The organism is Klebsiella sp. C283, from assembly GCF_048822555.1.
In the GTDB taxonomy this organism is placed as follows: domain Bacteria; phylum Pseudomonadota; class Gammaproteobacteria; order Enterobacterales; family Enterobacteriaceae; genus Klebsiella; species Klebsiella quasipneumoniae.
On record NZ_JBMEZS010000009.1, the window covers coordinates 172,572 to 197,405 of the forward strand.

26 protein-coding genes are annotated in these 24,834 nt (G+C 60.3%); 19 read left to right on the plus strand and 7 right to left on the minus strand.

Annotation, left to right across the window (positions count from 1 at the left end):
• Window positions 1-3 precede the first annotated feature (3 nt).
• The 3 genes from pgaB to pgaD are packed head-to-tail and all read left to right on the plus strand — an operon-like array spanning window position 4 to window position 3,786.
• Window positions 4-2,019, plus strand: a complete 2,016-nt coding sequence (pgaB, locus tag ACOI7Z_RS18840; RefSeq protein WP_087849578.1) for a poly-beta-1,6-N-acetyl-D-glucosamine N-deacetylase PgaB — start codon at window positions 4-6, stop codon at window positions 2,017-2,019.
• Complete coding sequence (gene pgaC, locus ACOI7Z_RS18845; RefSeq protein WP_080901626.1) at window positions 2,012-3,343, plus strand: poly-beta-1,6-N-acetyl-D-glucosamine synthase; 1,332 nt, start codon at window positions 2,012-2,014, stop codon at window positions 3,341-3,343. Before pgaB ends, pgaC begins: the two co-directional genes overlap by 8 nt.
• Window positions 3,340-3,786, plus strand: a complete 447-nt coding sequence (gene pgaD / locus ACOI7Z_RS18850) for a poly-beta-1,6-N-acetyl-D-glucosamine biosynthesis protein PgaD (RefSeq protein ID WP_080901627.1) — start codon at window positions 3,340-3,342, stop codon at window positions 3,784-3,786. Before pgaC ends, pgaD begins: the two co-directional genes overlap by 4 nt.
• 47 nt (window positions 3,787-3,833) lie before the next feature.
• Here pgaD and ACOI7Z_RS18855 read toward each other — a convergent pair whose 3' ends face one another.
• Window positions 3,834-4,619 carry a DsbA family protein gene (locus ACOI7Z_RS18855; RefSeq protein WP_023291680.1) on the minus strand — a complete coding sequence of 262 codons (786 nt, stop codon included), beginning with the start codon at window positions 4,617-4,619 and terminating at the stop codon, window positions 3,834-3,836.
• Window positions 4,620-4,844: 225 nt separating this feature from the next.
• On the opposite strand from ACOI7Z_RS18855, the gene ACOI7Z_RS18860 reads away from it, so the two are divergent.
• The 3 genes from ACOI7Z_RS18860 (at window position 4,845) to cbpM (ending at window position 6,896) form a co-directional block, all read left to right on the plus strand.
• Window positions 4,845-5,528 carry a TerC family protein gene (locus ACOI7Z_RS18860; protein ID WP_032454594.1) on the plus strand — a complete coding sequence of 228 codons (684 nt, stop codon included), beginning with the start codon at window positions 4,845-4,847 and terminating at the stop codon, window positions 5,526-5,528.
• Window positions 5,529-5,673: 145 nt separating this feature from the next.
• Entirely contained in the window at window positions 5,674-6,591 is a 918-nt protein-coding gene (gene cbpA, locus ACOI7Z_RS18865; RefSeq protein WP_023291678.1) for a curved DNA-binding protein, read from the plus strand.
• On the plus strand, window positions 6,591-6,896 hold the full coding sequence (gene cbpM / locus ACOI7Z_RS18870) for a chaperone modulator CbpM (RefSeq protein WP_002885324.1): 306 nt from the start codon (window positions 6,591-6,593) through the stop codon (window positions 6,894-6,896). The genes cbpA and cbpM overlap by 1 nt, the downstream gene beginning before the upstream one ends.
• Before the next feature lie 945 nt (window positions 6,897-7,841).
• Here cbpM and ACOI7Z_RS18875 read toward each other — a convergent pair.
• The 4 genes from ACOI7Z_RS18875 to ACOI7Z_RS18890 form a co-directional block, all read right to left on the minus strand.
• On the minus strand, window positions 7,842-8,213 hold the full coding sequence (locus ACOI7Z_RS18875; RefSeq protein ID WP_017900087.1) for a plasmid partitioning/stability family protein: 372 nt from the start codon (window positions 8,211-8,213) through the stop codon (window positions 7,842-7,844).
• Between the two features lie 9 nt (window positions 8,214-8,222).
• Window positions 8,223-9,179, minus strand: a complete 957-nt coding sequence (gene parM, locus ACOI7Z_RS18880; RefSeq protein ID WP_080901628.1) for a plasmid segregation protein ParM domain-containing protein — start codon at window positions 9,177-9,179, stop codon at window positions 8,223-8,225.
• 275 nt (window positions 9,180-9,454) lie between these two features.
• Window positions 9,455-10,870: a melibiose:sodium transporter MelB gene (melB, locus tag ACOI7Z_RS18885; RefSeq protein WP_087848878.1), complete on the minus strand. Its 1,416-nt coding sequence runs from the start codon at window positions 10,868-10,870 to the stop codon at window positions 9,455-9,457.
• A gap of 92 nt (window positions 10,871-10,962) precedes the next feature.
• Window positions 10,963-12,315 (minus strand): alpha-glucosidase/alpha-galactosidase, encoded by a 1,353-nt coding sequence (locus ACOI7Z_RS18890; protein ID WP_086075961.1) that lies wholly within the window; start codon window positions 12,313-12,315, stop codon window positions 10,963-10,965.
• 239 nt (window positions 12,316-12,554) lie between these two features.
• Between ACOI7Z_RS18890 and melR the strand changes: the two genes are divergently transcribed.
• On the plus strand, window positions 12,555-13,493 hold the full coding sequence (gene melR / locus ACOI7Z_RS18895; RefSeq protein ID WP_087848879.1) for a transcriptional regulator MelR: 939 nt from the start codon (window positions 12,555-12,557) through the stop codon (window positions 13,491-13,493).
• Window positions 13,494-13,542: 49 nt separating this feature from the next.
• Here melR and proP read toward each other — a convergent pair whose 3' ends face one another.
• Window positions 13,543-15,045 carry a glycine betaine/L-proline transporter ProP gene (gene proP, locus ACOI7Z_RS18900; RefSeq protein ID WP_023291673.1) on the minus strand — a complete coding sequence of 501 codons (1,503 nt, stop codon included), beginning with the start codon at window positions 15,043-15,045 and terminating at the stop codon, window positions 13,543-13,545.
• A 544-nt stretch (window positions 15,046-15,589) separates the two neighbouring features.
• Here proP and ACOI7Z_RS18905 point away from each other — a divergent pair.
• The 12 genes from ACOI7Z_RS18905 (at window position 15,590) to phnP (ending at window position 24,421) form a co-directional block, all read left to right on the plus strand.
• On the plus strand, window positions 15,590-15,925 hold the full coding sequence (locus ACOI7Z_RS18905) for a zinc ribbon domain-containing protein YjdM (RefSeq protein WP_023291672.1): 336 nt from the start codon (window positions 15,590-15,592) through the stop codon (window positions 15,923-15,925).
• A gap of 227 nt (window positions 15,926-16,152) precedes the next feature.
• Complete coding sequence (gene yjdN, locus ACOI7Z_RS18910) at window positions 16,153-16,587, plus strand: VOC family metalloprotein YjdN (protein WP_023291671.1); 435 nt, start codon at window positions 16,153-16,155, stop codon at window positions 16,585-16,587.
• 155 nt (window positions 16,588-16,742) lie between these two features.
• Window positions 16,743-17,468 carry a phosphonate metabolism transcriptional regulator PhnF gene (phnF, locus tag ACOI7Z_RS18915; protein WP_023291670.1) on the plus strand — a complete coding sequence of 242 codons (726 nt, stop codon included), beginning with the start codon at window positions 16,743-16,745 and terminating at the stop codon, window positions 17,466-17,468.
• Complete coding sequence (gene phnG / locus ACOI7Z_RS18920) at window positions 17,469-17,921, plus strand: phosphonate C-P lyase system protein PhnG (RefSeq protein WP_080901631.1); 453 nt, start codon at window positions 17,469-17,471, stop codon at window positions 17,919-17,921.
• Window positions 17,918-18,502 (plus strand): phosphonate C-P lyase system protein PhnH, encoded by a 585-nt coding sequence (gene phnH / locus ACOI7Z_RS18925; RefSeq protein WP_087848880.1) that lies wholly within the window; start codon window positions 17,918-17,920, stop codon window positions 18,500-18,502. The genes phnG and phnH overlap by 4 nt, the downstream gene beginning before the upstream one ends.
• Window positions 18,503-19,567: a carbon-phosphorus lyase complex subunit PhnI gene (locus ACOI7Z_RS18930; RefSeq protein WP_087848881.1), complete on the plus strand. Its 1,065-nt coding sequence runs from the start codon at window positions 18,503-18,505 to the stop codon at window positions 19,565-19,567.
• On the plus strand, window positions 19,560-20,408 hold the full coding sequence (locus ACOI7Z_RS18935) for an alpha-D-ribose 1-methylphosphonate 5-phosphate C-P-lyase PhnJ (protein WP_002885202.1): 849 nt from the start codon (window positions 19,560-19,562) through the stop codon (window positions 20,406-20,408). The genes ACOI7Z_RS18930 and ACOI7Z_RS18935 overlap by 8 nt, the downstream gene beginning before the upstream one ends.
• Window positions 20,405-21,163, plus strand: a complete 759-nt coding sequence (gene phnK, locus ACOI7Z_RS18940; RefSeq protein WP_080901634.1) for a phosphonate C-P lyase system protein PhnK — start codon at window positions 20,405-20,407, stop codon at window positions 21,161-21,163. Before ACOI7Z_RS18935 ends, phnK begins: the two co-directional genes overlap by 4 nt.
• Before the next feature lie 107 nt (window positions 21,164-21,270).
• The gene (phnL, locus tag ACOI7Z_RS18945) at window positions 21,271-21,951 is read left to right on the plus strand and encodes a phosphonate C-P lyase system protein PhnL (RefSeq protein ID WP_087848882.1); all 681 of its coding nucleotides are present in this window, start codon (window positions 21,271-21,273) and stop codon (window positions 21,949-21,951) included.
• On the plus strand, window positions 21,948-23,084 hold the full coding sequence (gene phnM, locus ACOI7Z_RS18950; RefSeq protein WP_072421210.1) for an alpha-D-ribose 1-methylphosphonate 5-triphosphate diphosphatase: 1,137 nt from the start codon (window positions 21,948-21,950) through the stop codon (window positions 23,082-23,084). Before phnL ends, phnM begins: the two co-directional genes overlap by 4 nt.
• Window positions 23,084-23,647, plus strand: coding sequence for a ribose 1,5-bisphosphokinase (phnN, locus tag ACOI7Z_RS18955; protein WP_087848883.1), 564 nt, complete (start codon window positions 23,084-23,086; stop codon window positions 23,645-23,647). Before phnM ends, phnN begins: the two co-directional genes overlap by 1 nt.
• Window positions 23,648-23,662: 15 nt before the next feature.
• On the plus strand, window positions 23,663-24,421 hold the full coding sequence (phnP, locus tag ACOI7Z_RS18960) for a phosphonate metabolism protein PhnP (protein WP_086075957.1): 759 nt from the start codon (window positions 23,663-23,665) through the stop codon (window positions 24,419-24,421).
• Between the two features lie 22 nt (window positions 24,422-24,443).
• Here the strand turns inward: phnP and yjdP are convergent, their stop codons facing one another.
• Window positions 24,444-24,800 (minus strand): DDRRRQL repeat protein YjdP, encoded by a 357-nt coding sequence (gene yjdP / locus ACOI7Z_RS18965; protein ID WP_032429059.1) that lies wholly within the window; start codon window positions 24,798-24,800, stop codon window positions 24,444-24,446.
• Window positions 24,801-24,834 lie beyond the last annotated feature (34 nt).

Consider the following 24,834-nt stretch of genomic DNA (forward strand, 5'->3'; position numbering starts at 1 on the left):
ACCATGCTGAACACGACCCTGCGCAACGGCCTGATGCTTCTCGGCTGGCTGTGCCTTATCTTCAGCGTGCGTGCTGAGGAGGTCCCCTTCCTCGCCCCGCAGCAACGACCCCAGCTGGAGGCCAATAACCCCTGGCCGGCGGATCGCTTTCTGGTGCTGGCCTATCATGACGTCGAAGACGACGCCGCCGATCAGCGTTATCTTTCGGTGCGGACCAGCGCGCTTAATGAGCAGATCGCCTGGCTGCTGCATCATGGCTACCATGCCGTGAGCGTTCAGGACATTCTGGACGCGCATCATGGCCTTAAGTCGCTTCCGCCTAAGGCTTTTCTTCTCAGCTTCGACGATGGTTATAGCAGTTTTTATACCCGCGTCTGGCCGCTGCTTAAAGCCTGGAACGTTCCGGCGCTGTGGGCGCCGGTGGGCAGCTGGGTGGACACCCCCGCCAACCAGCCCGTTAATTTTGGTGGCCTGATGACGCCGCGCGATCGCTTCGCCACCTGGGAGATGGTGCGCGAGCTCAGCCGCTCGCCGCTGGTGGAGATCGGCGCGCACACCTGGGCCTCGCATTACGGCCTGCCGGCCAATCCGCAAGGCAGCCGCGAGCCCGCCGCCGCCAACCGAGGCTGGGATAAAACCACCGGCCGCTATGAAAGCGACGCGCAGTTTACCCAGCGAATGACCGATGACGTGCAGAAAGTAACGGCGAAAATCCACGACGTCGCCGGGAAAGCGCCGCGCGCCTGGGTGTGGCCCTACGGTGCCGCCAGCGGCAGCACCCTGGCCATCGCCAAACAGCAGGGGTATCAGCTGGCGTTTACGCTGAACGACGGCCTGGGCAACGTGAAGGATCTGGACAATATTCCGCGCATGCTGATCGCCGGTAACCCGTCGATCAAGGCCTTTGCTAACGCCGTAACCCAGATCCAGGAAGCCGATCCTGTTCGGGTGATGCATGTGGATCTGGACTATGTCTATGACCCCAATCCCGTCCAGCAGGCAAAGAATATCGATAAGCTGGTGCAGCGCGTCTATGACATGAAAATCAGCCACGTCTTTCTGCAGGCCTTCTCCGACCCGCAGGGTGACGGCACGGTCAAGTCGCTCTATTTCCCCAACCGCTGGCTGCCGATGCGCGCCGACCTGTTTAACTTCGTCTCCTGGCAGCTGCAAACCCGCGGCGGGGTGAAGGTTTATGCCTGGATGCCGGTGCTGGCCTTCGATCTCTCGTCCGATCTGCCGCGCGTTCAGCGCTGGGATCCGCAAACCGGGAAGGCGTTACTTGCCCGTCAGCCCTATGTCCGCCTGTCGCCATGGGATCCCCGGGTTCGCCAGCAGATCACCGACATCTATGAGGATCTGGCCCGGCACGCCAGCTTCAGCGGGATTCTGTTCCACGACGACGCCGTGCTGACCGATTTTGAAGACGTGAGCCCGGAGGCGGTCGCCGCCTGGCGGCAGAGTGGCCTGGCGCACGATGCCGGCCCGGTGCCCCAAAGTCCGCAAGAGCGCCAGGCATGGATGCGTTTCAAAAGCCAAACCCTGACCCGCTTCACTCTGCAGCTGCGCCAGTCGGTGCAGGCCATCCGCGGCCCGCAGGTAAAAACGGCGCGTAATCTCTTCGCCCTGCCGATCCTTGAGCCGCAGAGCGAAGCCTGGTTTGCGCAAAATCTGGATGACTTCCTTGCCGCCTATGACTGGACGGTCCCCATGGCGATGCCGCTGATGGAGTCCGTGCCGATTGACGCCAGCCAGGCCTGGCTGACGCGGCTGGTGCAGGCCGTCGCCCGCCGCCCGGGCGCGCTGAAGAAAACCATCTTTGAGCTACAGGCCAGAGACTGGAATCGACGCCAACGCAACGCCATTCCCGACCAACAGCTGGCGGACTGGATGCATTTGCTGCGGCTAAACGGCGTCAAAAACTACGGCTACTACCCAGACGATTTCATTAACAATCAGCCTGATATCTCCCGTATCAGACCGCAATTTTCTTCCTGGTGGTACCCTGACCATGACTGATCGCATTATCGCATTGTGCATTTTATGCCTCGTTTTCGGGCTGCCGTTAGGCGTCGCAGCGGTGTTTACCGGCGAGCTTATCCTCGACTTTGTCTTTTTCTGGCCGCTGTTTATGTCGGTGCTATGGATCACCGGGGGTCTGTACTTCTGGTTCCAGCTGGAGCGCCACTGGCCGTGGGGAGAGGAAACCCCGCCGCCGTCGCTGCCGGGCAATCCGCTGATCTCGATCCTGATCCCCTGCTTTAACGAGGAGAAAAACGCCCGGGAGACCATCAGCGCGGCACTGGCCCAGCGTTACGCCAACCTCGAAGTGATCGCGATTAACGACGGCTCTTCGGACAACACTGCCCAGGTGCTCCAGCAATTGGCGCAGGAGGAGCCAAGGCTGCGGGTGATCCACCTGGCCGCCAATCAGGGAAAAGCGGTGGCGCTCAAAGCGGGCGCCGCCGCCGCGCGCGGCGATCTGCTGGTCTGCATCGATGGCGACGCCCTGCTGGACCGGGATACCGCGGCCTGGCTGGTCGCCCCGCTGATCCACTACCCGCACGTCGGGGCGGTCACCGGCAATCCGCGGATCCGCACCCGATCCACGCTGATCGGCCGCATTCAGGTAGGGGAATTCTCGTCGATCATTGGCCTTATCAAGCGGACGCAGCGGATCTATGGCCGGGTCTTTACTGTCTCCGGCGTGATCGCCGCCTTCCGGCGTCAGGCTCTGGCGGACGTCGGCTACTGGAGCCCGGATATGATCACTGAAGATATTGATATCAGCTGGAAGCTTCAGCTCCGCCACTGGGACATCTTTTTCGAGCCGCGGGCGCTGTGCTGGATCCTGATGCCTGAGACCCTAAAAGGGTTATGGAAGCAGCGTCTGCGCTGGGCCCAGGGCGGGGCCGAAGTCTTTCTGGTCAACCTGCGCCGCCTGTTTCACTGGCAGCATCATCGGATGTGGCCGCTGTTTCTGGAGTATGCCTGCTCCACGCTGTGGGCCTTTGCCTACGCGGTCACCATCCTGCTGTTTATCCTCAGCCGCCTGATGCCATTGCCGGACAACCTGACAGTGCACAGCCTGTTTCCGCCTGAGTTCACCGGCATGCTGCTCGGCCTGATGTGCCTGCTGCAGTTCGTCGCCAGCCTGTATATCGAACGGCGCTATGAGAAAAAGGTCGCCAAATCCCTGTTCTGGGTGATCTGGTTCCCGATGGTTTACTGGATGATCGGCCTGCTGACCACGCTGGTCGCTTTTCCGAAAGTGATGTTGAAACGTCAACGTTCCCGCGCGCGCTGGGTGAGCCCGGACCGGGGAAAAGGAAGCCTGCGATGAATGAAAATACGCTCATCTTAACCGAACACCGCGTGCTGCCCCGGCTGGTGGACGCCGGCTTAACGCTGCTGGCCTGGCTCGGTTTTCTGTTCTTTCTCTACGCCAATTTGCTGATGCAGTTCATCGCGCCGCCCTCCCCGCGCTGGTCGTCGTTGATGGACTCCCTGAATACGGCGCTGGTGTATTTATTGATTGCCGCGCTGAACGGCTGGTTGCTGATCCTCTGGTACCACTATAACCGACGCCGCGCCCATACCCGGCGTCACACCGCGGTGCTTACCCTGCAAGATGAGGAGCTGGCCAGCAGCTTTAACGTCGCCCCGCAGATCATCTCCGAAATGAGTCGCTATAATTTGCTGACCGTTTACCACGATCACATTGGCCAGATTATTGATTTAAAAAGCCACGCGCTGCCGCCGCCCGAGGAGAGGGATCAGGAATGATAGCAGGGCCGCCCCCGGCGGCCCTGACTGGGTAACGACGCCGCCGATCAGCCGCCGGCCTTTTTAATGGCGGCTTCGAGCGAGGCTTTATCCGCCAGCCCCGGGAAGACGGTGATGCTGGCTTCCGTGGCGCCAGTAGTCGGCATCACGATCACGCCCGGCGTGCCGCTGAGACCAATCTCCTGCGCCAGGTCGTTAATGCTCTGCAGCACCGGTTCGACGTCGGTGGCCTTCTTCGCATCAAAGCCGGCTTTCTTCGCCTGCTGCTGGATATCCGCCGTCGTCAGCTTGCCTTCGTTATGTCCGGTGGCGTAGATCCCGTTATGGTAGGCCAGATAGGCATCCGCCCCTTTCTGCTGATAGATCTGCAGGCCGGTTTTCGCTGCTTCCAGCGAGCTTTCCCAGCGGCCGCCGAAGATAGGCCACTCTTTAAAAGCGAAGCGGGTCTGCGGATGCGCTTTAATCACCTGCTCCATCACCGGCGCCAGCCGGCTGCAGTAGACACACTGGTAGTCAAAGAACTCAATCACCGTGACTTTGCCGTTGGCCGGGCCGTAGGTCGGGGTATTTTTATCCTGGGTCAGCAAGGCGGCATTCTTCAGCACCGCCTGGGTGGCCGCGCTGGCCTGCTGCTCAGCCTGAATTTGCTGCAGTTTCTGGCTTGCCTGCAGGAGAACTTCCGGGTGGGCGACCAGGTAATCGGCGGCGATTTTGCCGATTTGCGCCTCCTGTTCCGCGGTGAAAGTCGCCGGCGCGTCAGCGGCAGAAGCCATCGCTGGCAGTAAGACAGCGCTCAGCAGGGCGACGGAGAGGTATTTCTTGTGGCCAGACATAGTGGGGATCCTTGCGATAAGTGAACAGCAGGTGAGTCTGTATGACAAAATATCACCCTTTTTCGCCGAAGCCTTGCCCGACGGCGCGTTGATTCGTAACTTTATTTTTCAGGCTCAGGTTTCCCGCGCGACGGCGCGGTCCGGCGCCAGTGGTCAACGCTCCCCGGGCGGAGTCCCCGGCGCAACGGCTTTTCGTGGTATTTATTTCAGGTGGTTTCTCTCGATATGTATGCGTTTCTTCAACAATGGGACATGGCGGTGATTATGCTGCAGATTGTCGCCATCGACTTACTGCTGGGCGGCGACAACGCCGTGGTGATCGCCATGGCCTGTCGCAAACTGCCGCCACAAAAACGCACCAAAGCGATCGTCATCGGCACCGTAGGCGCCATCCTGGCGCGCATCCTGCTGCTGGCGATCGCCCTGTATCTCCTGTCGCTGCCGTGGCTGAAGATAGTCGGCGCGCTGCTCCTGATGTGGATTGGCATCAGGCTGGTCAGTAATGAGGAGGACGAGAGCGAGGTTGCCAGCTCCGGCAGCCTGTGGCGCACCGCAGTCACCATCACCGTCGCCGATGTGATCATGTCGCTGGATAACGTGCTGGCGGTGGCCGCCGCAGGCAAAGGGCACATTGCGCTGGTCGCCCTCGGCGTGGCGATTAGCATTCCGGTTATCGTCGCCGGCAGCAAGCTGGTGCTGGCCCTGCTCACTCGCTTTCCCGCGGTGGTGCTGCTGGGCGGGATGCTCATCGGCTGGATTGCCGGGTCAATGCTGGTCAGCGACCCTACCCTTCGCCAGCTGTTTCCCACCGCCGGCGACGGCATTGCGCGCCTGGCCGGCGCCATCGGCGCGCTGCTGGTGCTGTTCGCAGGCTGGCGCCGTCGTCCGCGGCCGCAGGTGAAAGATTAGCCGCGCCCACGACGCCGTTGACCCCGACGACGTCAAGTTTCCGCCACTTTTCTTCCCCTTCAGGGCGCATTTGCCCTACGCTTTATACAGACGCCTGATCCAGGGAATATGTAACCACCGCACTGAGCATAGATGAGATAACAGCATGGAATTGAAGGATTATTATGCCATTCTCGGGGTGCAACCAACCGACGATCTGAAAACCATCAAGACCGCCTACCGCCGCCTGGCGCGCAAGTACCACCCCGACGTCAGTAAAGAAAACGATGCCGAAGCCAAATTTAAGGATCTCGCCGAAGCCTGGGAAGTCCTGAAAGATGAGCAACGGCGCGCGGAATACGATCAGCTCTGGCAGCATCGCAACGATCCCGGGTTCGGTCGCCAGCAGCAGACCCACGAGCAGAGCTACAGCCAGCAGGATTTCGACGACATCTTCTCCTCCATGTTTGGCCAGCAGGCGCATCAGCGTCGCCGTCAGCACGCGTCGCGCGGCCACGACCTGGAGATCGAGGTCGCGGTGTTCCTTGAAGAGACGCTGGCTGAGCAGACCCGCACCATCAGCTATAACCTGCCGGTGTATAACGTGTTCGGCATGATCGAAAGCGAGACGCCGAAAACGCTGAATGTGAAGATCCCCGCCGGGGTGGCCGATGGACAGCGCATCCGCCTGAAAGGCCAGGGGACGCCGGGCGAAAACGGCGGGCCGAACGGCGATCTGTGGCTGGTGATCCACATCGCCCCGCACCCGCTGTTCGACATCGTGGGACATAACCTGGAGATCGTCCTGCCGCTGGCGCCGTGGGAGGCCGCGCTGGGCGCCAAAGTCACGGTGCCCACCCTGAAAGAGAGCATTCTGCTGACGGTGCCGCCGGGTAGCCAGGCAGGGCAGCGCCTGCGTATCAAGGGCAAAGGGCTGGTGAGCAAAACCCACACCGGCGATTTGTTCGCCGTTATTAAAATTGTGATGCCGCCAAAACCAGATGAAAAAGCGCGTGAGCTCTGGCAACAGCTGGCCACCGCCGAAGCCAGCTTCGATCCGCGTAAGACATGGGGGAAAGCCTGATGGCTACAGTAACAGTGACGTTTACCATTACCGAATTGTGCCTGCGTACCGGGGTGTCGGAAGAGGAGCTGACGGAGATTGTCGGCTTAGGCATGATTGAACCGCACCAGCCGCAGGCGGACACCTGGCTGTTCGACGACAGCGCGGTGACGATTGTCCATCGCGCGGTGCGCCTGCGTAACGAGCTGGAGCTGGACTGGCCGGGGATTGCGGTGGCGCTGACGCTGCTGGATGAGAACGCGCGGCTGACCCGCGAAAATCGCCTGCTGCAGCAGCGCCTGGCCCGCTTTCTCGCCCACGGATAGGGGCGACATCCCGGGTGGCGGCGTACCGTCTTACTGCCGGGTGGCTGCTACGCCTGACCCGGCCTACAAACTAAGCACAGCGCAAGCCGGGGAATTTCCCGGGTCGCGGCGTTCCGCCTTACCCGGGCTACCGGACTAGGCCCACCATTGCACTGGATCCGTAGGCCCGCGCAAGCGTAGCGCCGCCGGGCATGGCCACAGCCAGGGAGCCGCCTGTATGCCGGGTGGCGGCTACGCCTTACCCGGCCTACAAACTAAGCACAGCGCAAGCCGGGGAATTTCCCGGGTCGCGGCGTTCCGCCTTACCCAGGCTACCGGACTAGGCCCACCATTGCACTGGATCCGTAGGCCCGCGCAAGCGTAGCGCCGCCGGGCATGGCCACAGCCAGGGAGCCGCCTGTATGCCGGGTGGCGGCTACGCCTGACCCGGCCTACAAACTAAGCACAGCGCAAGCCGGGGAATTTCCCGGGTCGCGGCGTTCCGCCTTACCCGGGCTACCGGACTAGGCCCACCATTGCACTGGATCCGTAGGCCCGCGCAAGCGTAGCGCCGCCGGGCATGGCCACAGCCAGGGAGCCGCCTGTATGCCGGGTGGCGGCTACGCCTTATCCGGCCTACAAACTAAGCACAGCGCAAACCGGGGAATTTCCCGGGTCGCGGCGTTCCGCCTTACCCGGGCTACCGGACTAGGCCCCCCATTGCACTGGATCCGTAGGCCCGCGCAAGCGTAGCGCCGCCGGGCATGGCCACAGCCAGGGAGCCGCCTGTATGCCGGGTGGCGGCTACGCCTTACCTGGCCTACAAACTAAGCACAGCGCAAGCCGGGGAATTTCCCAGTCGCGGCGTTCCGCCTTACCCGGGCTACCGGACAGTGTAAACAGTAGCCCGGCTAAGCGCAGCGCAAGCCGGGGAGTTTCCCGGATAGCGCAAACCGCGAATAGCGCTTAGTCCGGCAGCGAACCGGCGAGGTTGCGCGCCGAAACGCTCTCGCTGACCGGCGCGGGCGGCTCCGGCGCCTTAGCCGGGGCGGCCGCTGGTGCGGCTGTCGGGGCGGAAGAGGCCGGCTGGATCTCAAGGAACGAGGCCAGCATCTTGCGCAGCGTTTCCGGTTTCGTGTCTTCCGCCAGCAGCGCCGCCAGCATCGACGGCAAGCGGCTATCGACTTCCCCTAACGCCAGCCCCGCCAGCAGCGCCGTGCGCGACATATCGCCACGGTCGCCGCGATGGTGGGCCTCAATTTTTGCGTCCGCGAAGCGCTCGCTGGCGCTGATATCCGGGCGCAGGTAAATCAGCACTTTTCTGCGTTCCAGAGTCATAGACGCTCCTTAGCCAATAATTTTCAGACCACGCACCAGGGCGAACTGCGGCTCTTCAGCCACCACGAAACGGTCCTCACGCAGGCCCATACGTTCACGAATGGCATCGGCAACCAGCGGCGCGCCGCCGCCAATCACGATGGCATGCGAGTAGCCTTTAAAGCTATCGATAGCCGTCAGGACGCGGGTGGTCAGACGTTCTATGCTGTTAGTGATCACCTTTTTCACCTCAGAAACCGCATCCGGATCGTTGATGTTATCGGTCAGGTACGCTTCGTCATGGCGATTGATAATGATCTGGTCGACGTTATAGCTTGAGGTATCGGTATTCGCCCGCGCCAGCGCCAGCTTAACGGCGTCGGTCACCAGCGATACGCCCAGCTTCGGGTCGCCGTAAATGCGCGAAACCGAGGTCATCTGCCCGGCGACCATCGAGATATCGAGCGTGGTGCCGCCGAGGTCGACAATCAGCACCGAATGGGAGGGCTTGAGTTCATCGCACAGGCTAATGCCCGCCGGAATCGATTCCGGGCGCACGGTGACTTTGGTGATGTTGAACACCACGCCTTTATTCAGTTTAACTTCGCGCAGCAGGCTCTTTTTCTTACGCTCAATGTTGTCGAGGCGATATTGCGCATCCTCGTCATAAAATTCAGTCAGCGGCAGCGTCACAACTATTTCGACGTCCTGTGGCTCAAGACCGCTGGTCAGCAGCGCGTGATGGACAGCGATGGAGTTCAACGGGCTGTACTGCCAGTCAATATTATTGGTCGGGAGCGCGTCGGGAGTGATCAGGTCGAATGAGTACTTTTCATCATCCACGGTGTAGTTAAAGGGCTTCCCGGAACCGAAGGTGGCAGACCAGCCGCGTTTAAAACTGTTGGGGCTGATATGGGTGAAAGTTTCGCCATCTTGCTCCCACAGCATTTTGATATTGGTTGAACCATCATCGATAAAAATGCGCATCGCATTGCTCCATCACTGAGACAAATAAGAGAAAAATGTAACACCCAAAAAGAGTAGCAAGAGTTAAAAAGCAGCGCAAGAGCACGAAAAAGAGACAATTCTGAGTTTTAATTGAGAATAATTGGAGCAAATAACAACTACATGAACCTAAAGAGAGAATATTTTGAGACAAATTAGAGAAATACGTTTTTTCTTTTCGTCCGCTTTCAACGCTCATTTTTGTCCAAAAAAGAGAGCATCCCTCCCCTCTTTCGTCAGCTGTTTTCGAACGCTTTTTACACCTGGTTGGGTACCACAATGGGCCGTTCCGGCTCAGCCACATTTTCCGGTACCCGGCGATATTTATCCAGCAGGTGAATCTGAATGCGACGCAGCATATCGCCGTTGAGCTTGTAATAGCGGAAATAGAGAAACAGCGTCAGGGCAAAAAAGAGCGTCGGCAGCGCTATCATAATCGCCTGCATCCCCAGCTGCGTCTGGGACGACTGGGCCACATTCGGCACATAACCGATGATACCGAGCACGATGGCGATAAACCAGGCCGCGAACGCCGAGCCCGCTTTCACCACCAGCGTCTGCACCGAATAGGCGATACTTTCGCAGCGGATGTTCATCGTATATTCGCCGTAGTCGACGGTATCGGCCACCATAATAACCTGCAGCACCCAGAACAGCGCGGTGCCGATATTCAACAGCACGCCGGCCAGCGAAATCAGCGCGACGTTGTAGATCCCGCTCAGCGCCATCAGCAACAGCACGCCGCAGCCCAGCACCGGCATGATCGAAGCGCCCGCCCACAGAATGCGCCGCGACAGCCCTTTCACCAGCCGCGGAAACAGCACTAACGTCAGCAGGTTCGCCGCGCCGGCGTAGGACATGTAATACGGGAACATCTCCGCGCTGCCAATCACGTAGGTAAAGTAGTAAATCGCAAAGCCAGCGATAATATTCGCCGCCGTGTTATAGGCCAGCGCCATGCCCAACAGGCAGGCCAGCTGATCGTTTTTATAGATCAGCGCCACCATCTGGCGCAGTGAGAGATGGCTGGCATCCTCGCTCACGCCGCTATCCGAGGAGTAAACCTCGTGGACGTTGCGCAGCGTGACGAGGGTGGAAACCACGAAGAAGGCGATCAACACCAGGGTGAACATCTGGAAACCGAAACCGCGGTCGGCGCCGCCCACGGCGCTGACAAACGGCAGCGTGACGCCGGCAGTGACGAATCCCGCCAGGCTGGCGAAAAAGCGTGGATACGGCACCAGCTGTTCACGTTCGCGTTTATCAAGGGTAATGGTCGGCACCAGCGACCAGAACGGCACATCCATGATGGTGTAGGTGAACCCCCACAGCAGATAGGTCAGCCACACCCATGCCAGCAGCGCCCCGCCGGAGAAGTGATGGGCGCTGAACAGCATATACAGCACTACCGAGTTGGTTATCGTGCCAATCAGGATCCACGGTTTGAATTTCCCCCATCGCGATCGCGTACAGTTGACGATCCAACCCATGATCGGATCGGCTATCGCATCGAGGATCCGCGCCACCAGAAACAAGGTGCCGACCACCCCAACCGACAGTCCAACAATATCGGTGTAGTAATACATCAGATACATGTAGACGATACCGATAGCGAAATCTTTACCAAAGGCACCAAATCCGTAGCTGAGCTTTGTTGTCATTGAAATACTCATAGGGTACAGGTCGCTGTCGCCAGCGCCTCCTTCAGTGTTTGATAGAGCATGCAGGACGCCGCCGGGTCGTTGCCCCCGGCGGCATGAGAAGATTAACGATGCAGCCAGGACGGCAGCCAGTCGCCGTGGCTGGCGATCAGATCGTCCACCAGCGCGTAGATCTCTTCGATCCCCAGCACCGCAGCGGTGTGCGGATCCATCATCGTGGCGTAATAGACGTAATCGCGATTTTCGGTGAGGATCGCCTCCGTGAGCAGCGTCTGCACGTTGATGTTGGTCTGCATCAGCGCCGCCAGATGCGCCGGCAGCGCACCCATTTTGGTCGGCTGAATGCCGTTGGCGTCCACCAGGCAAGCCACTTCCACGCAGCAGCCCTGCGGCAGGTTGTCGATAAGGCCGTCATTGCGCACGTTGCCATACACCACGCTTGGCTCGCCGGTCCAGATGGCGTTCATGATGGTGCTGGCATACTCCCGGGATGGCTTCACCTCGATGCGCTCGCCGCGCTGATAGCTCTCCAGCTCCTGATGCCAGTTGGCCAGTTGCTCGACGCAGCGTTTCGGGTATTCATCCAGCGGCACTTTATAGCGGGCGATAAGGTCCTCGCGGCCCGGCTTGATAAACCATGGCGTGTATTCGGCAAAATGCTCCGACGACTCGGTCACAAAGTAGCCGAGCTTTTTGAACATCTCATAGCGGACGATGTTTTCGCAGCGCGGGTTGCCGTGCAGGTTAGGCTTCGGCGCGCGCCCGTCAGCGTAGGCCTGCAGCAGGTCGGGATAAAGGCTGACATAGCTGCCGTCGGCGAGCTTTTTCTCCAGCGAGAGATAGAACGCCATATGGTTAATCCCGGCGCAGCGGTAGCGTAAATCCGCCGGGTTGAGGTCAAGATCGCGCGCCAGTTCTTCCGCCGTTCCCTGCACCGAGTGGCACAGGCCAACCTGTTTAATATGCGGGTAGCGGGCGTAGATGGCCCAGGTGTTCATCGCCATTGGGTTGACGTAGTTAAGCAGGGTGGCGTCCGGGCAGACCTCGGTCATGTCGTCGCAGATAGCCCACAGATGAGGTATGGTGCGCAGGGCGCGCATAATGCCCCCCGGACCCAGCGTATCGGCGATGGTCTGCTCCAGGCCATGGCGTTTACAGACCTCAAAATCAGTGACGGTACAGGGCTCATAGCCGCCAATCTGGAAGGCGACCACAACGAAATCAGCGCCCTGCAGGGCGGTTTTGCGATCGCGATGGCAGCTGATTTCGCCCTTCGCGCCGACGGAATCCATCAGCTTGCGCACCACGGTATGCGACTCTTCCAGCCGGGTGTCATCGATATCCATCAGCGCGACATGCGCCGATTTCAGCGCCGGGCGCTGGAAAACATCACCGAGAATATTTTTAACGAACACCGTCGAACCGGCGCCGATAAAGGTAATTTTTGGGGCGGTCATTACGCTCTCTCCATCAGGTCATTGAACCCTTGCAGAGTGGCACGCCGTTCAGCGTTGCGCTGCCCTGTTCCCACCGGAGCATTCCCGAAAGCTCAGATCGGCCATTAAGCGCCACAAAATCTGAGTTTTCGGGAACAGATTGCGCAAAAAGGAGAGAAAATGGGCCGATTCTTCCGCTAAGCTGTCGTCAGTTCTGGCGAAAAATGCAGCCACTCTGACAATTCAGGAATACGCTAACGATGGAATACCGCTTCACCTCCCTGCCCCCCGATCCCTTTATGTGCAACAGCGATGAAAAGCAGAGCCGCAGCCCGCTGGCGCTCTACTCTGAGTATCAGCGTATGGATATCGAGCTGCGCCCGCCGCACGCCATGCCTACCAGCCACTGGCATGGCCAGGTGGAGGTCAACGTGCCGTTCGATGGCGACGTGGAATATTTGATTAATAACGAAGTGGTGCGCATAGAGAAAGGCTATATCACTCTGTTCTGGGCCTGTACGCCGCATCAGTTGACCCGCCCGGGGGATTGCCAGCAGATGGCGATCTTTAACCTGCCGATGCATCTGTTTCTCTCATGGCCGCTGGACCGGGAGCTGATCAACCACGTCACTCACGGGATGGTGATTAAATCCCTCGCCGCCCAGCAGCTGAGCGCCTTCGAGGTGCGCCGCTGGCAGCAGGAGCTGAACCACGACAATGACCAGATTCGCCAGCTGGCGATCGATGAAATCGCCCTGATGCTGAAGCGGCTGAGCCTCGCCGGCTGGCAGCCGATTCTGGTCAACAAAACCTCACGCACCCATAAGAACAGCGTCTCGCGCCATGCGCAGTTTTATGTCAGCCAGATGCTGGAATTTATCGCCGCCCACTACGACCAGGCGCTGACCGTCAATGCCGTCGCCGAGCACGTTAAGCTCAACCCGAACTATGCGATGGGGGTATTCCAGAGAGTGATGCAGCAAACCATGAAGCAGTACATTACCGCCATGCGTATCAATCACGTGCGGGCGCTGCTGAGCGATACCGACAAGACCATCCTGGATATCGCCCTCACCGCCGGTTTCCGCTCCAGCAGCCGTTTCTACAGCACCTTTACCCGCTACGTGGGGATGCCGCCGCAGCAGTACCGTAAACTTAGCCAACAGCGTCGTCACGGTCTGGCCTTGCCGGAGGCATAAAAAATGCCGCCGGGGTTTCCCCAGGCGGCATGATTAGCAGTGAAAACAGTTAGTCGTTGATACGCGGATGCTGCTGCACCAGACGCGACCGTTTTGCCTGCAGATCGGCGATCTCCTGATCGATATCTTCGATTTTTTGCTCGATGTTATCGTAGTGCTCGCCAAGGATTTCTTTCGCTTCCTGAATATCCGACGCCGCCGGGGTCGCCCCTTTCAGCGGACGGTTAGCCGTCTCTTTCATCGACAGGCCCGTCGCCATACCCACCACCGCGATCACCATCAGGTAGTATGCCGGCATCATCAGGTTCTGGGTGGTCTCCACCAGCCACGCCGCCAGGGTTGGCGTCAGACCGGCAATCAGCACTGAGATGTTAAAGGCGCTGGCCAGAGCGCTGAAGCGGATGTGGGTCGGGAACATCGCCGGCAGCGATGAGGCCATCACGCCGATAAAGCAGTTCAGCACCACCGCCAGCAGCAGCAGACCGGCGAAGATCAGGCTCGTCACGTTGCTGTTGATCATAATGAAGGCCGGGATCGACAGGGCAAACAGCGCCACGCTACCAATCAGGATAAACGGGCGGCGGCCGAAACGGTCGCTAAGCATACCGATAACCGGCTGCACAAACAGCATCCCGACCATGATGGCGATGATGATCAGCACCCCATGATCTTCCGAGTAGTGCAGGTTATGCGACAGGTAGCTCGGCATGTAGGTCAGCAGCATGTAGTAGGTCACGTTGGTGGAAATCACCAGACCGATACAGGTCAGCAGGCTACGCCAGTGCTTAGTGGCAATCTCTTTAAAAGAGACCTTCGGCCCGTCCTGCAGACCTTCACGGTCGCCCTGCTCCATGGTGTCCACATGCTGCTGGAACGCCGGGGTCTCTTCCAGCGCATGGCGCAGATAGAGGCCGATGATGCCTAACGGCAGCGCCAGGAAGAACGGGATACGCCAACCCCACTCAAGGAAGTTCTGTTCACCCACCACGCTGGAGATCAGGACCACCACGCCGGCCCCCATCACAAACCCGGCGATGGAGCCAAAGTCCAGCCAGCTGCCCATAAACCCGCGTTTACGGTCAGGGGAGTATTCCGCGACGAAGATCGACGCCCCGGTATATTCACCACCGACCGAGAAGCCTTGCGCCATTTTACACAGCAGCAGCAGGATCGGCGCCCAGATACCTATCGTGGCATACGAAGGAATAAGGCCGATACAGAAAGTACTTATCGACATGATCACGATAGTTATCGCGAGAATTTTCTGCCGACCATATTTATCGCCCAGCATCCCGAAGAACAGGCCGCCCAGCGGACGAATTAAAAATGGAACGGAGAAGGTACCGAGTGCGGCAATCATCTGCACGCTTGGGTTGGCATCGGGGAAGAAGACTTTACCTAAGGCGTAGGCCACAAAGCCGTAGACGCCGAAATCGAACCACTCCATCGCGTTGCCCAGGGAGGCCGCGGTGATCGCCTTTTTCAGTTTACCATCGTCGATGATGGTCACATCCTTAAGGGTGATGGGCTTTATTTTTTTCCTTTTAAGCATATTTTTCCTCTGCTACTCCGCCTTGAATGCACGTCTCTTCGCCGAATGGCAAAGCCATTCGCAACGTGCGTCAGGAGCGGTGAATTGCTGTGCTCCTCATTTCAAGCGTAGCAGGTTTGCCTGCACTGTCTGCTGACAGAATGTACAACCGAACCTGTTGACGCCTGCTGTGGCTACTGGTGAATAAATGGAGCGGCTCATCGTCATCATTGATGAAATTGACCTGCTCCCCTTTTTTACCCTAACAGTGTTTATATCTGCGATCAACTTCACATAAATTTACCGCCTAATTACAGAGTCCCAGAAAATAAATAAGTTCATTTCCTGCCGATCGCCCGGAAATTATTTCGTCGATATTGTTCCATCGCCGGCGGTTAATTTCAGCAATTATTCGGTTCTTCCCGGAATAGCGCCCCGGCTATTTTTTAGCAAAAAAACACCCGACAAAAGTGGGTGATTGCGCTATAATCATAGCCACTTTCGGCTCTCAGCCGCTGTTTAAAGGACCAACGTCCTGTTTTTCGACGACATCACGAGGAACGTCATGCAACTGCCACACTGCCCAAAATGCGATTCGACTTACACTTATGAAGACAACGGCATGTACATCTGCCCGGAATGCGCCCATGAGTGGAACCCTGCCGAAGCCACGGAAGAAAACGACGTTCTGATCGTTAAAGATGCCAATGGCAATTTACTGGCCGATGGCGACAGCGTCACGGTAGTGAAAGATCTGAAGGTTAAAGGCAGCTCATCGATGCTGAAAATCGGCACCAAAGTGAAGAATATCCGCCTGGTCGAAGGCGATCACAATATTGACTGCAAAATTGACGGTTTTGGCCCGATGAAGCTGAAATCTGAATTCGTCAAAAAGAACTGATTTATTTCCGGGCAGGCGACGCGATTATTTTCCCCTATCGCCGTCGCCGCTCCCGATATCCTCACTGCCCTTCGCCTCCCTGCGCATCCAGTTATTTATCCCGCCAGCCGCCGCTATTTACGCTGCCGCCTGCAGCACTATTCCCGCCCCATTTTCGCGCTGCCGTCTGGCTCAATCCCGCTGTGGGCGACTACGCTTTACGGGTTACGGTCACTGAGGTATTCACCATGTCCTTAAGTCCCTACCTTGCCTTTGCGGGCAACTGCGCCGAGGCGATCGCCTTCTATCAGCAGACGCTGGGCGCCGAGCTGATGTTTAAAATGACCTTTGGCGAAATGCCGCCTTCGGCGCAGGAAGCTTCTGACGGCTGCCCGTCTGGCCAGAAGATGGCGGATGACGCCATCGCCCACGCCAGCCTGCGCATCGGCAACGGCGAGCTGATGCTAAGCGACAGCGCCTTCGGGCCCGATGTGCATTACGCCGGCTTCACCCTCGTCCTCGATCCCAACGATGTCGCTGAAGGCCAGCGCTGGTTCGACGCGCTGGCGGTCGGCGGGCGCATTGAGATGGCCTGGCAGGAAACCTTCTGGGCCCACGGCTTCGGCAAAGTCGTCGATCGCTTTGGCGTCCCATGGATGATCAACGTAGTCAAACAAGGCTGACCCCGCCAGGGCGGCTTGGCCGCCCTGTCATCCGTCTGGCATTAACTCTTCATCCTTTAGTCATCATCACTTAACAGAACTGCAACATAAACCGGTCAGGATCGGCTCACAACGCGAGGAGGCTCCTCGCCTATGCTGTGTGAGGCTTGATGACCATGCACCTGTCCAGACATCCGACCAGTTATCCCACGCGCTATCAGGAAATCGCCGCCCGGCTTGAGCAGGAGCTGCGCCACCACTATCGCTGCGGCGACTATCTGCCCGCCGAGCAGCAGCTGGCGACGCGCTTCGACGTAAACCGCCATACCCTGCGTCGGGCTATCGACCAGCTGGTTGAGCGCGGCTGGGTACAACGCCGTCAGGGCGTCGGCGTGCTGGTGCTGATGCGGCCGATCGATTACCCGCTCAATGCCCAGGCGCGGTTCAGCCAGAACCTGCTGGAACAAGGCAGCGATCCCACCAGCGAAAAACTGCTGTCGGTACTGCGCCCCGCCAGCGCGCACGTTGCCGAGGCCTTTGGCATTAGCGAGGGCGAGAATGTCATCCACCTGCGCACCCTGCGCCGGGTCAATGGCGTCGCCCTGTGCCTGATTGACCACTACTTCGCCGACCTGCGCTTCTGGCCGGTGTTGCAGACCTTCAGCCACGGCTCGCTGCACAACCTGCTCCGCGATCGGCTTGACGTCGAACTGACCCGGGTGCGTACCAAAATCAGCGCCCGTCGCGCGCAGGCGAAAGAGAGCAAGCTGCTGGAGATCCCCAATATGGCGCCGCTGCTCTGCGTGCGCACCCTCAACAGCCGCCAGGGCGAGCAGGCCGTCACCGAATACTCCGTCAGCCTGACCCGCGCCGACATGATTGAATTCACCATGGAGCACTGAATGCACTTCGATACCGCCACCCGCCAGCGCTGGATGTCCGTGCTGGCCCACAGTGAACCGCAAGATCTTCTGGCACGCATGCACGCCCTGCAGCTGGCGCCGGAGTATGAGCTGATCCGCTCTCCCGAGACAGGCCTGGTGCAGCTTCAGGCCCGGATGGGCGGTATCGGCGACCGTTTCTTCGCCGGCGACGCCACGCTCACCCGGGCGGCGGTACGTCTGGCCGATGGTACGCTCGGCTACAGCTGGATCTTAGGCCGCGACCGCCCGCACGCCGAACGCTGCGCGGCCATCGACGCCCTGCTGCAGTCGCCCCGCCATTTTCACAATTTAATGGAAACCCTGATAACCCCGCTGGAAGCGCTACGCAGCGCGCGCACTGAAGCCCGACGCGCCGAAGTCAACGCCAGCCGGGTCGACTTCTTTACCCTGGTTCGCGGAGATAACGCATGACCTTACAACCCGCTTTTACCCTGGCTGTGCAGGATGCCCAACACAGTTTTCGTCGCCTGCTGAAAGCGATGAGCGAGCCGGGGGTGATTGTCTCCCTGCAGCAGTTGCAGCACGGCTGGCAGCCGCTGAACGTCGCCTCCACCAGCCTGCTGCTGACCCTTGCCGATCACGAAACGCCGGTCTGGCTCGCCAGCGCCCTGCATAACGATCTGGTGGGACAGAATCTGCGCTTCCATACCGGCGCGCCGCTGGTGGACCAGCCGCAGCAGGCGGTCTTTGCGGTCGCCAATGACGGCATCAGCGCCGAGCAGCTCAACGTCCTCTCCGCGGGCACCGTCTCCGCCCCGGAGACCGGCGTCACGCTGATCGTCCAGCTCGCCAGCCTGAGCGGCGGGCGCATGCTGCGCCTGACCGGGGCAGGCATTGCCGAAGAGCGAATGATCGCCCCTCAGCTACCGGACTGCATCATTGACGAACTGACGGAGCGCCCGCACCCGTTCCCGCTGGGCATTGACCTGATCCTCACCTGCGGCGAGCGCTTGCTGGCGATCCCGCGCACCACCCACGTGGAGGTTTGCTAAATGTACGTTGCCGTCAAGGGCGGCGAGAAGGCGATCCGCGCCGCTCACGCCTTACAGGAACAGAAACGACGGGGCGATGGACGGCTTCCCGAACTGAGCGTTGACCAGATAAGCGACCAGCTCAATCTGGCGGTGGACCGGGTGATGACCGAGGGCGGCATCGCCGATCGCGAACTGGCGGCGCTGGCGCTCAAGCAGGCCAGCGGCGATAACGTCGAAGCGATCTTCCTGCTGCGCGCCTACCGCACCACCCTGCCGCGGCTGGCGGTTAGCGAACCGATCGACACCGCCAAAATGCGTCTCGAACGCCGCATCTCGGCAGTGTACAAAGATATCCCCGGCGGCCAGCTGCTGGGCCCCACTTACGACTACACCCACCGCCTGCTCGATTTTACCCTGCTGGCGAACGGCGACGCGCCGTCTGTGCCGAAAGCCGATAGCGAAGCGCCGACCTCGCCGCATGTTTTCCGCCTGCTCACGCAGCAGGGGCTGGCGAAGGCCGAGGAAGATCGCGGCACACCGCCCGACGATATCACCCGCACCCCGCCGGTCTACCCCTGCTCGCGTTCTTCGCGCCTGCAGCAGCTGATGCGCGGCGATGAAGGCTACCTGCTGGCGCTGGCCTATTCGACTCAGCGCGGCTATGGCCGCAACCATCCGTTTGCCGGCGAGATCCGCAGCGGCTACGTGCAGGTGGAGATTGTCCCGGAAGAGCTGGGCTTTAGCGTCAATATTGGCGAGCTGCTGCTGACCGAATGCGAAATGGTCAACGGCTTCGTCGCCCCGCAGGATGAACCGCCGCACTTCACCCGCGGCTACGGTCTGACCTTCGGCATGAGCGAGCGCAAAGCGATGGCCATGGCCCTCGTCGACCGCGCCCTGCAGGCGGCGGACTATGACGAAGAGATTGCCGGTCCCGCCCAGGATGAAGAGTTTGTGCTGGCCCACGCCGATAACGTTGAAGCCGCCGGCTTCGTCTCGCATCTGAAGCTACCGCACTATGTCGATTTCCAGGCCGAACTGGCGCTGCTGAAACGCCTGCAACGGGAGAATGAACGTGGCTAACCCACTGACTGGCTATAACTTTGCTTATCTCGACGAGCAAACCAAGCGCATGATCCGCCGGGCTATTCTCAAAGCGGTAGCCATTCCCGGCTATCAGGTGCCGTTCGGCGGTCGCGAAATGCCCATGCCCTACGGCTGGGGCACTGGCGGCATCCAGCTGACCGCCAGCGTCATCGGCGAGAACGACGTGCTGAAGGTGATTGACCAGGGCGCCGATGACACCACCAACGCGGTGTCGATCCGCCAGTTCTTTAAGCGCGTGACCGGCGTCGCCACCACTGAGCGCACTGAAGACGCCACCCTGATCCAGACCCGCCACCGCATCCCGGAGACGCCGCTGGTGGAGGATCAGATCCTGATCTATCAGGTGCCGATCCCGGAGCCGCTGCGCTTTATCGAGCCGCGCGAAACCGAAACCCGCACCATGCACGCCCTGGAAGAGTATGGCGTGATGCAGGTGAAACTGTATGAAGATATCGCCCGCTTCGGCCATATCGCCACCACCTACGCCTACCCGGTGAAGGTCAATGGCCGCTACGTGATGGACCCCTCGCCGATCCCGAAATTCGATAACCCGAAAATGCACATGATGCCGGCGCTGCAGCTGTTCGGCGCCGGGCGCGAAAAGCGGATCTACGCCGTGCCGCCCTATACCCCGGTGGAAAGTCTCGATTTCGACGACCATCCGTTTACCGTCCAGGAGTGGGATGAGCCCTGCGCCATCTGCGGCTCGCGCCACAGCTACCTCGACGAAGTGGTGCTGGATGACAGCGGCCAGCGGATGTTTGTCTGCTCCGATACCGACTATTGCCGCCAGCAGAGCGAGGGGCAGAAAAAATGAGCCAGCCGTTACTTGCCGTCAATCACCTGACCCATCTCTATGCCCCGGATAAAGGCTTCCGCGACGTCTCCTTCGAACTGTGGCCGGGGGAAGTGCTCGGCATCGTTGGGGAGTCCGGATCCGGTAAAACCACCCTGCTGAAGGCGATTTCCGCCCGCCTGACGCCGCAGCGGGGCGAGGTGCTGTACCAGCAGCGCTCGCTGTACGCCATGAGCGAAGCCGAACGCCGCCGCCTGCTGCGCACCGAATGGGGGGTGGTGCATCAGCACCCGATGGACGGCCTGCGTCGCCAGGTCTCCGCCGGGGGCAACATCGGCGAACGGCTGATGGCCACCGGCGCCCGCCACTACGGCAACATTCGCGCCACCGCTGAAAAGTGGCTGCAGGAGGTGGAGATCCCGCCCTCGCGCATCGACGACCTGCCCACCACCTTTTCCGGCGGCATGCAGCAGCGCCTACAGATCGCCCGCAATCTCGTCACCCAGCCGAAGCTGGTGTTTATGGATGAACCCACCGGCGGGCTGGATGTGTCCGTACAGGCGCGGCTGCTTGATCTGCTGCGCTGCCTGGCGGTGGAGCTTAATCTGGCGGTGGTGATTGTCACCCACGATCTCGGCGTCGCCCGCCTGCTGGCGAACCGACTGCTGGTGATGAAGCAGGGCCAGGTGGTGGAGAGTGGCTTAACCGACCGGGTGCTCGACGATCCGCATCACCCTTACACCCAGCTGTTGGTGTCGTCGGTATTGCAGAACTGACGCTGTTTTGCCGGGCGGCGGCTGCGCCTTACCCGGCCTGCAGATGCGTTATTCGTAGGCCGGGTCAGCGAAGCGGCACCCGGCAACTCAACCCCGTGAGGGCTAACATGATCCGCGTTGAAAACATTCATAAAACCTTTGTTCTGCACCAGCAACACGGCGTGTGTCTGCCGGTGCTGGCCGACGCCTCGCTGACCGTTAACGCCGGGGAGTGCGTGGTGCTCCACGGCCACTCCGGCAGCGGCAAATCGACCCTGCTGCGCTCGCTGTACGCCAACTATCTGCCGGACAGCGGCCATATTCATATCCGCCACGGCGACGAATGGGTCGATCTGGTCACCGCCACGCCGCGCAAGGTGCTGGAAGTGCGTCAAACCACCATCGGCTGGGTCAGCCAGTTTCTGCGGGTGATCCCGCGCATTTCGGCGCTGGAGGTGGTGATGCAGCCGCTGCTCGACCTCGGGACGCCGCGTGAAGCGAGCGCCGCCAAAGCCGCCCAGCTGCTGACCCGCCTCAACGTTCCTGAACGTCTGTGGCATCTTGCGCCGTCGACCTTTTCCGGCGGCGAACAGCAGCGGGTCAATATCGCCCGCGGTTTTGCGGTCGACTATCCGATCCTGCTCCTCGATGAACCCACCGCCTCACTGGATGCCAAAAACAGTGCTGCCGTGGTCGACCTGATCCACGATGCCAAAGCGCGCGGCGCGGCCATCGTCGGGATTTTCCATGACGAAGGGGTACGCCGCCAGGTCGCCGACCGGCTGCACCCCATGGGAATGACAGCATGATTATCAATAACGTAAATCTGGTTCTCGACGACGACGTGGTACACGGTTCGCTGGAAGTCCAGGGCGGTCGCATTCTCGCCTTCGCGGAAAGCCAGAGCCGGCTGCCGCAGGCGCTGGATGGCGAAGGCGGCTGGCTGCTGCCGGGCCTTATCGAACTGCATACCGATAACCTCGACAAATTCTTTACCCCGCGACCGAAGGTGGACTGGCCGGCCCACTCGGCGATGAGCAGCCACGATGCAATGATGGTCGCCAGCGGCATCACCACCGTGCTCGACGCCGTGGCGATTGGCGACGTGCGCGATGGCGGCGATCGTCTTGAGAATCTGGAGAAGATGGTCAATGCGGTGGAAGAGACGCAAAAGCGTGGTCTTAACCGCGCCGAGCACCGTCTGCACCTGCGCTGCGAGCTGCCGCATCACACCACGCTGCCGCTGTTTGAAAAGCTGATCGAGCGCGAATCGGTGAGCATGGTCTCGCTGATGGATCACTCCCCGGGCCAGCGCCAGTATGCCGATCGCAGCAAGTACCGCGATTACTATCAGGGAAAGTACCATCTGACGCATGACGAGATGGATCGTTTTGAAGCCGAGCAGATGGCCCTGGCCGCCACCTGGTCGCAGCCCAATCGCCAGACCATCGCCGCCATGTGCCGCGCCCGCCGTATCGCCCTCGCCAGCCACGACGACGCTACCGAGGCGCATGTGGCTGAATCCCACCAGTTGGGTAGCGTGATCGCCGAGTTTCCTACCACCCTGGCCGCGGCGCAGGCTTCACGTCAGCACGGGATGCACGTCCTGATGGGGGCGCCGAATATCGTGCGCGGCGGTTCCCACTCCGGCAACGTCGCCGCCCACCAGCTGGCGAACCACGGTTTGCTCGACATTCTCTCGTCTGACTACTACCCCGCCAGCCTGCTGGATGCCGCATTCCGCATCGCCGACGCCGAGGATAACGCCTTCACCCTGGCGCAGGCGATCCGTCTGGTCAGCAAACATCCGGCGCAGGCGCTGGGCCTTGACGATCGCGGCGTCATCGCCGAGGGGAAACGCGCCGACCTGGTGCTGGCGCACCGTCGCGGCGAGCATGTCCACATCGACCATGTCTGGCGCCAGGGAAGGAGGGTCTTTTAATGCCGGGGAAACTGATTTGGCTGGTGGGGCCCTCCGGCTCCGGTAAAGACAGCCTGCTGGCGGCTCTGCGCCAGCGCGAGCACCCGCAGCTGCTGGTGGCGCATCGTTACATTACCCGGCCCTTTAACGCCGGTAACGAAAACCATATCGCCCTCAGCGAACATGAATTTTTTACCCGCGCCGAGCAGCATCTCTTTGCCCTCAGCTGGCACGCCAACCATACTTACTATGGCATTGGCGTGGAGATCGACCTCTGGCTGCACGCCGGCTTCGACGTGGTGGCCAATGGCTCCCGCGCCCATCTGGCGCTGGCGCGGGAACGCTACGGCGAGGTGCTGGTGCCGATCTGTCTCGCCGTCTCGCCGCCGGTGCTGCGCCAGCGGCTGGAGCAGCGCGGCCGGGAAAATGCGGTGGACATCGCCCAGCGTCTGGACCGCGCCGCGCGCTATAAGCCGGACGATTGCCTGACGTTGAATAACGACGGCAGTCTCCGCCAATCGGTCGATGAATTTTTCCGCCTGCTGCGCAGCCACGTGGCACGCGTAGAGAATCAACCGGTATGAGTGAAAGGTGACACGATGAGCCTGACAATCCGCTTAACCGGCACCGGCGGCGCCCAGCTGGTACCCGTCTTCGGTTGCGACTGCGCGGCCTGCCGCCGCGCCCGCCGTGAGGAAAGCCATCGCCGCCGCCCCTGTAGCGGGGTGGTGACGTTCAACAGCGCAGTGACGCTGCTGGACGCCGGCAGGCCGGATCTGATGGAACATCATCCCGCCGGCAGCTTTCAGCAAGTGCTGCTAACCCACTATCACCTGGATCATGTGCAGGGGCTGTTTCCGCTGCGCTGGGGCGTGGGCGGGCCGATCCCGGTCTATGGCCCGCCGGACGACGCCGGCTGCGACGATCTGCTCAAGCACCCCGGCCTGCTCGACTTCAGCCATACCGTCACGCCGTTTGTGGTGTTTGAGCTGCAGGGCCTGCGGGTGACGCCCCTGCCGCTCAACCATTCGAAGCTCACCTTCGGTTATCTGCTGGAGTCGGCCCACAGTCGGGTGGCCTGGCTCTCGGATACCGCCGGGCTGCCGGACAAGACGCTGAAGTTTTTACTCAACAATCGCCCGCAGGCGATGATCATCGACTGCAGTCATGAGCCGCGCGCGCAGACCCCGCGTAACCACAACGATTTCACTACCGTTCGCGCCCTTAACCAGGCGATAGGCTGTCCGCGAGTGATCCTCACCCATATCAGCCATCAGTTTGACGTCTGGATGATGGATAACCCGCTACCGGAAGGTTTCGAAGCGGGCTATGACGGGATGGAAATAGTACTGGATTAAGCGTCGGTCTGCAGCGGGGCGATCAATAGTCATCGTCCAGACGACGCTGATCGCTTTCTAACTGGCGGCGATCGCGATCGAGCTGGCGCTGACGTTCATCCAGCTGACGGCGGCGATCGTCCAGCTGGCGTTGCCGATCGTCATACTGACGCTGGCTGTCACGACTCTGCTGGCGGCTCCCTTGATAGCGCCCGTCATCATAACGGCCATCGTCGTTGTCTCTGTCGTCGTCGTCACTGGAACGGCTACTGCCCGGGTTATAGGCGTCGTTAATGGCTTGCTGAATATTGCCGATCGCGTCATCGATAATATCGGCGCGAGCGGCCAGGCTGGTCAGCGACAGAGTGCAAAAGAGCAGTGCGGTTGCGTAACGTTTCATCGGGGCCAATCTCATCAGAGTCCTGCCGCTACCT

Coding starts and splice junctions, on each gene's coding strand:
- ACOI7Z_RS18875 (WP_017900087.1), bottom strand. CDS start 8,213: ATGACTCTGGAACGCAGAAAAGTGCTGATTTACCTGCGCCCGGATATC.
- cbpA (WP_023291678.1), top strand. CDS start 5,674: ATGGAATTGAAGGATTATTATGCCATTCTCGGGGTGCAACCAACCGAC.
- phnK (WP_080901634.1), top strand. CDS start 20,405: ATGAGCCAGCCGTTACTTGCCGTCAATCACCTGACCCATCTCTATGCC.
- yjdP (WP_032429059.1), bottom strand. CDS start 24,800: ATGAAACGTTACGCAACCGCACTGCTCTTTTGCACTCTGTCGCTGACC.
- ACOI7Z_RS18930 (WP_087848881.1), top strand. CDS start 18,503: ATGTACGTTGCCGTCAAGGGCGGCGAGAAGGCGATCCGCGCCGCTCAC.
- cbpM (WP_002885324.1), top strand. CDS start 6,591: ATGGCTACAGTAACAGTGACGTTTACCATTACCGAATTGTGCCTGCGT.
- melR (WP_087848879.1), top strand. CDS start 12,555: ATGGAATACCGCTTCACCTCCCTGCCCCCCGATCCCTTTATGTGCAAC.
- pgaB (WP_087849578.1), top strand. CDS start 4: ATGCTGAACACGACCCTGCGCAACGGCCTGATGCTTCTCGGCTGGCTG.
- phnP (WP_086075957.1), top strand. CDS start 23,663: ATGAGCCTGACAATCCGCTTAACCGGCACCGGCGGCGCCCAGCTGGTA.
- phnH (WP_087848880.1), top strand. CDS start 17,918: ATGACCTTACAACCCGCTTTTACCCTGGCTGTGCAGGATGCCCAACAC.
- ACOI7Z_RS18860 (WP_032454594.1), top strand. CDS start 4,845: ATGTATGCGTTTCTTCAACAATGGGACATGGCGGTGATTATGCTGCAG.
- phnL (WP_087848882.1), top strand. CDS start 21,271: ATGATCCGCGTTGAAAACATTCATAAAACCTTTGTTCTGCACCAGCAA.
- phnG (WP_080901631.1), top strand. CDS start 17,469: ATGCACTTCGATACCGCCACCCGCCAGCGCTGGATGTCCGTGCTGGCC.
- phnN (WP_087848883.1), top strand. CDS start 23,084: ATGCCGGGGAAACTGATTTGGCTGGTGGGGCCCTCCGGCTCCGGTAAA.
- phnF (WP_023291670.1), top strand. CDS start 16,743: ATGCACCTGTCCAGACATCCGACCAGTTATCCCACGCGCTATCAGGAA.
- melB (WP_087848878.1), bottom strand. CDS start 10,870: ATGAGTATTTCAATGACAACAAAGCTCAGCTACGGATTTGGTGCCTTT.
- proP (WP_023291673.1), bottom strand. CDS start 15,045: ATGCTTAAAAGGAAAAAAATAAAGCCCATCACCCTTAAGGATGTGACC.
- pgaD (WP_080901627.1), top strand. CDS start 3,340: ATGAATGAAAATACGCTCATCTTAACCGAACACCGCGTGCTGCCCCGG.
- yjdN (WP_023291671.1), top strand. CDS start 16,153: ATGTCCTTAAGTCCCTACCTTGCCTTTGCGGGCAACTGCGCCGAGGCG.
- ACOI7Z_RS18905 (WP_023291672.1), top strand. CDS start 15,590: ATGCAACTGCCACACTGCCCAAAATGCGATTCGACTTACACTTATGAA.
- ACOI7Z_RS18890 (WP_086075961.1), bottom strand. CDS start 12,315: ATGACCGCCCCAAAAATTACCTTTATCGGCGCCGGTTCGACGGTGTTC.
- pgaC (WP_080901626.1), top strand. CDS start 2,012: ATGACTGATCGCATTATCGCATTGTGCATTTTATGCCTCGTTTTCGGG.
- parM (WP_080901628.1), bottom strand. CDS start 9,179: ATGCGCATTTTTATCGATGATGGTTCAACCAATATCAAAATGCTGTGG.
- ACOI7Z_RS18855 (WP_023291680.1), bottom strand. CDS start 4,619: ATGTCTGGCCACAAGAAATACCTCTCCGTCGCCCTGCTGAGCGCTGTC.
- phnM (WP_072421210.1), top strand. CDS start 21,948: ATGATTATCAATAACGTAAATCTGGTTCTCGACGACGACGTGGTACAC.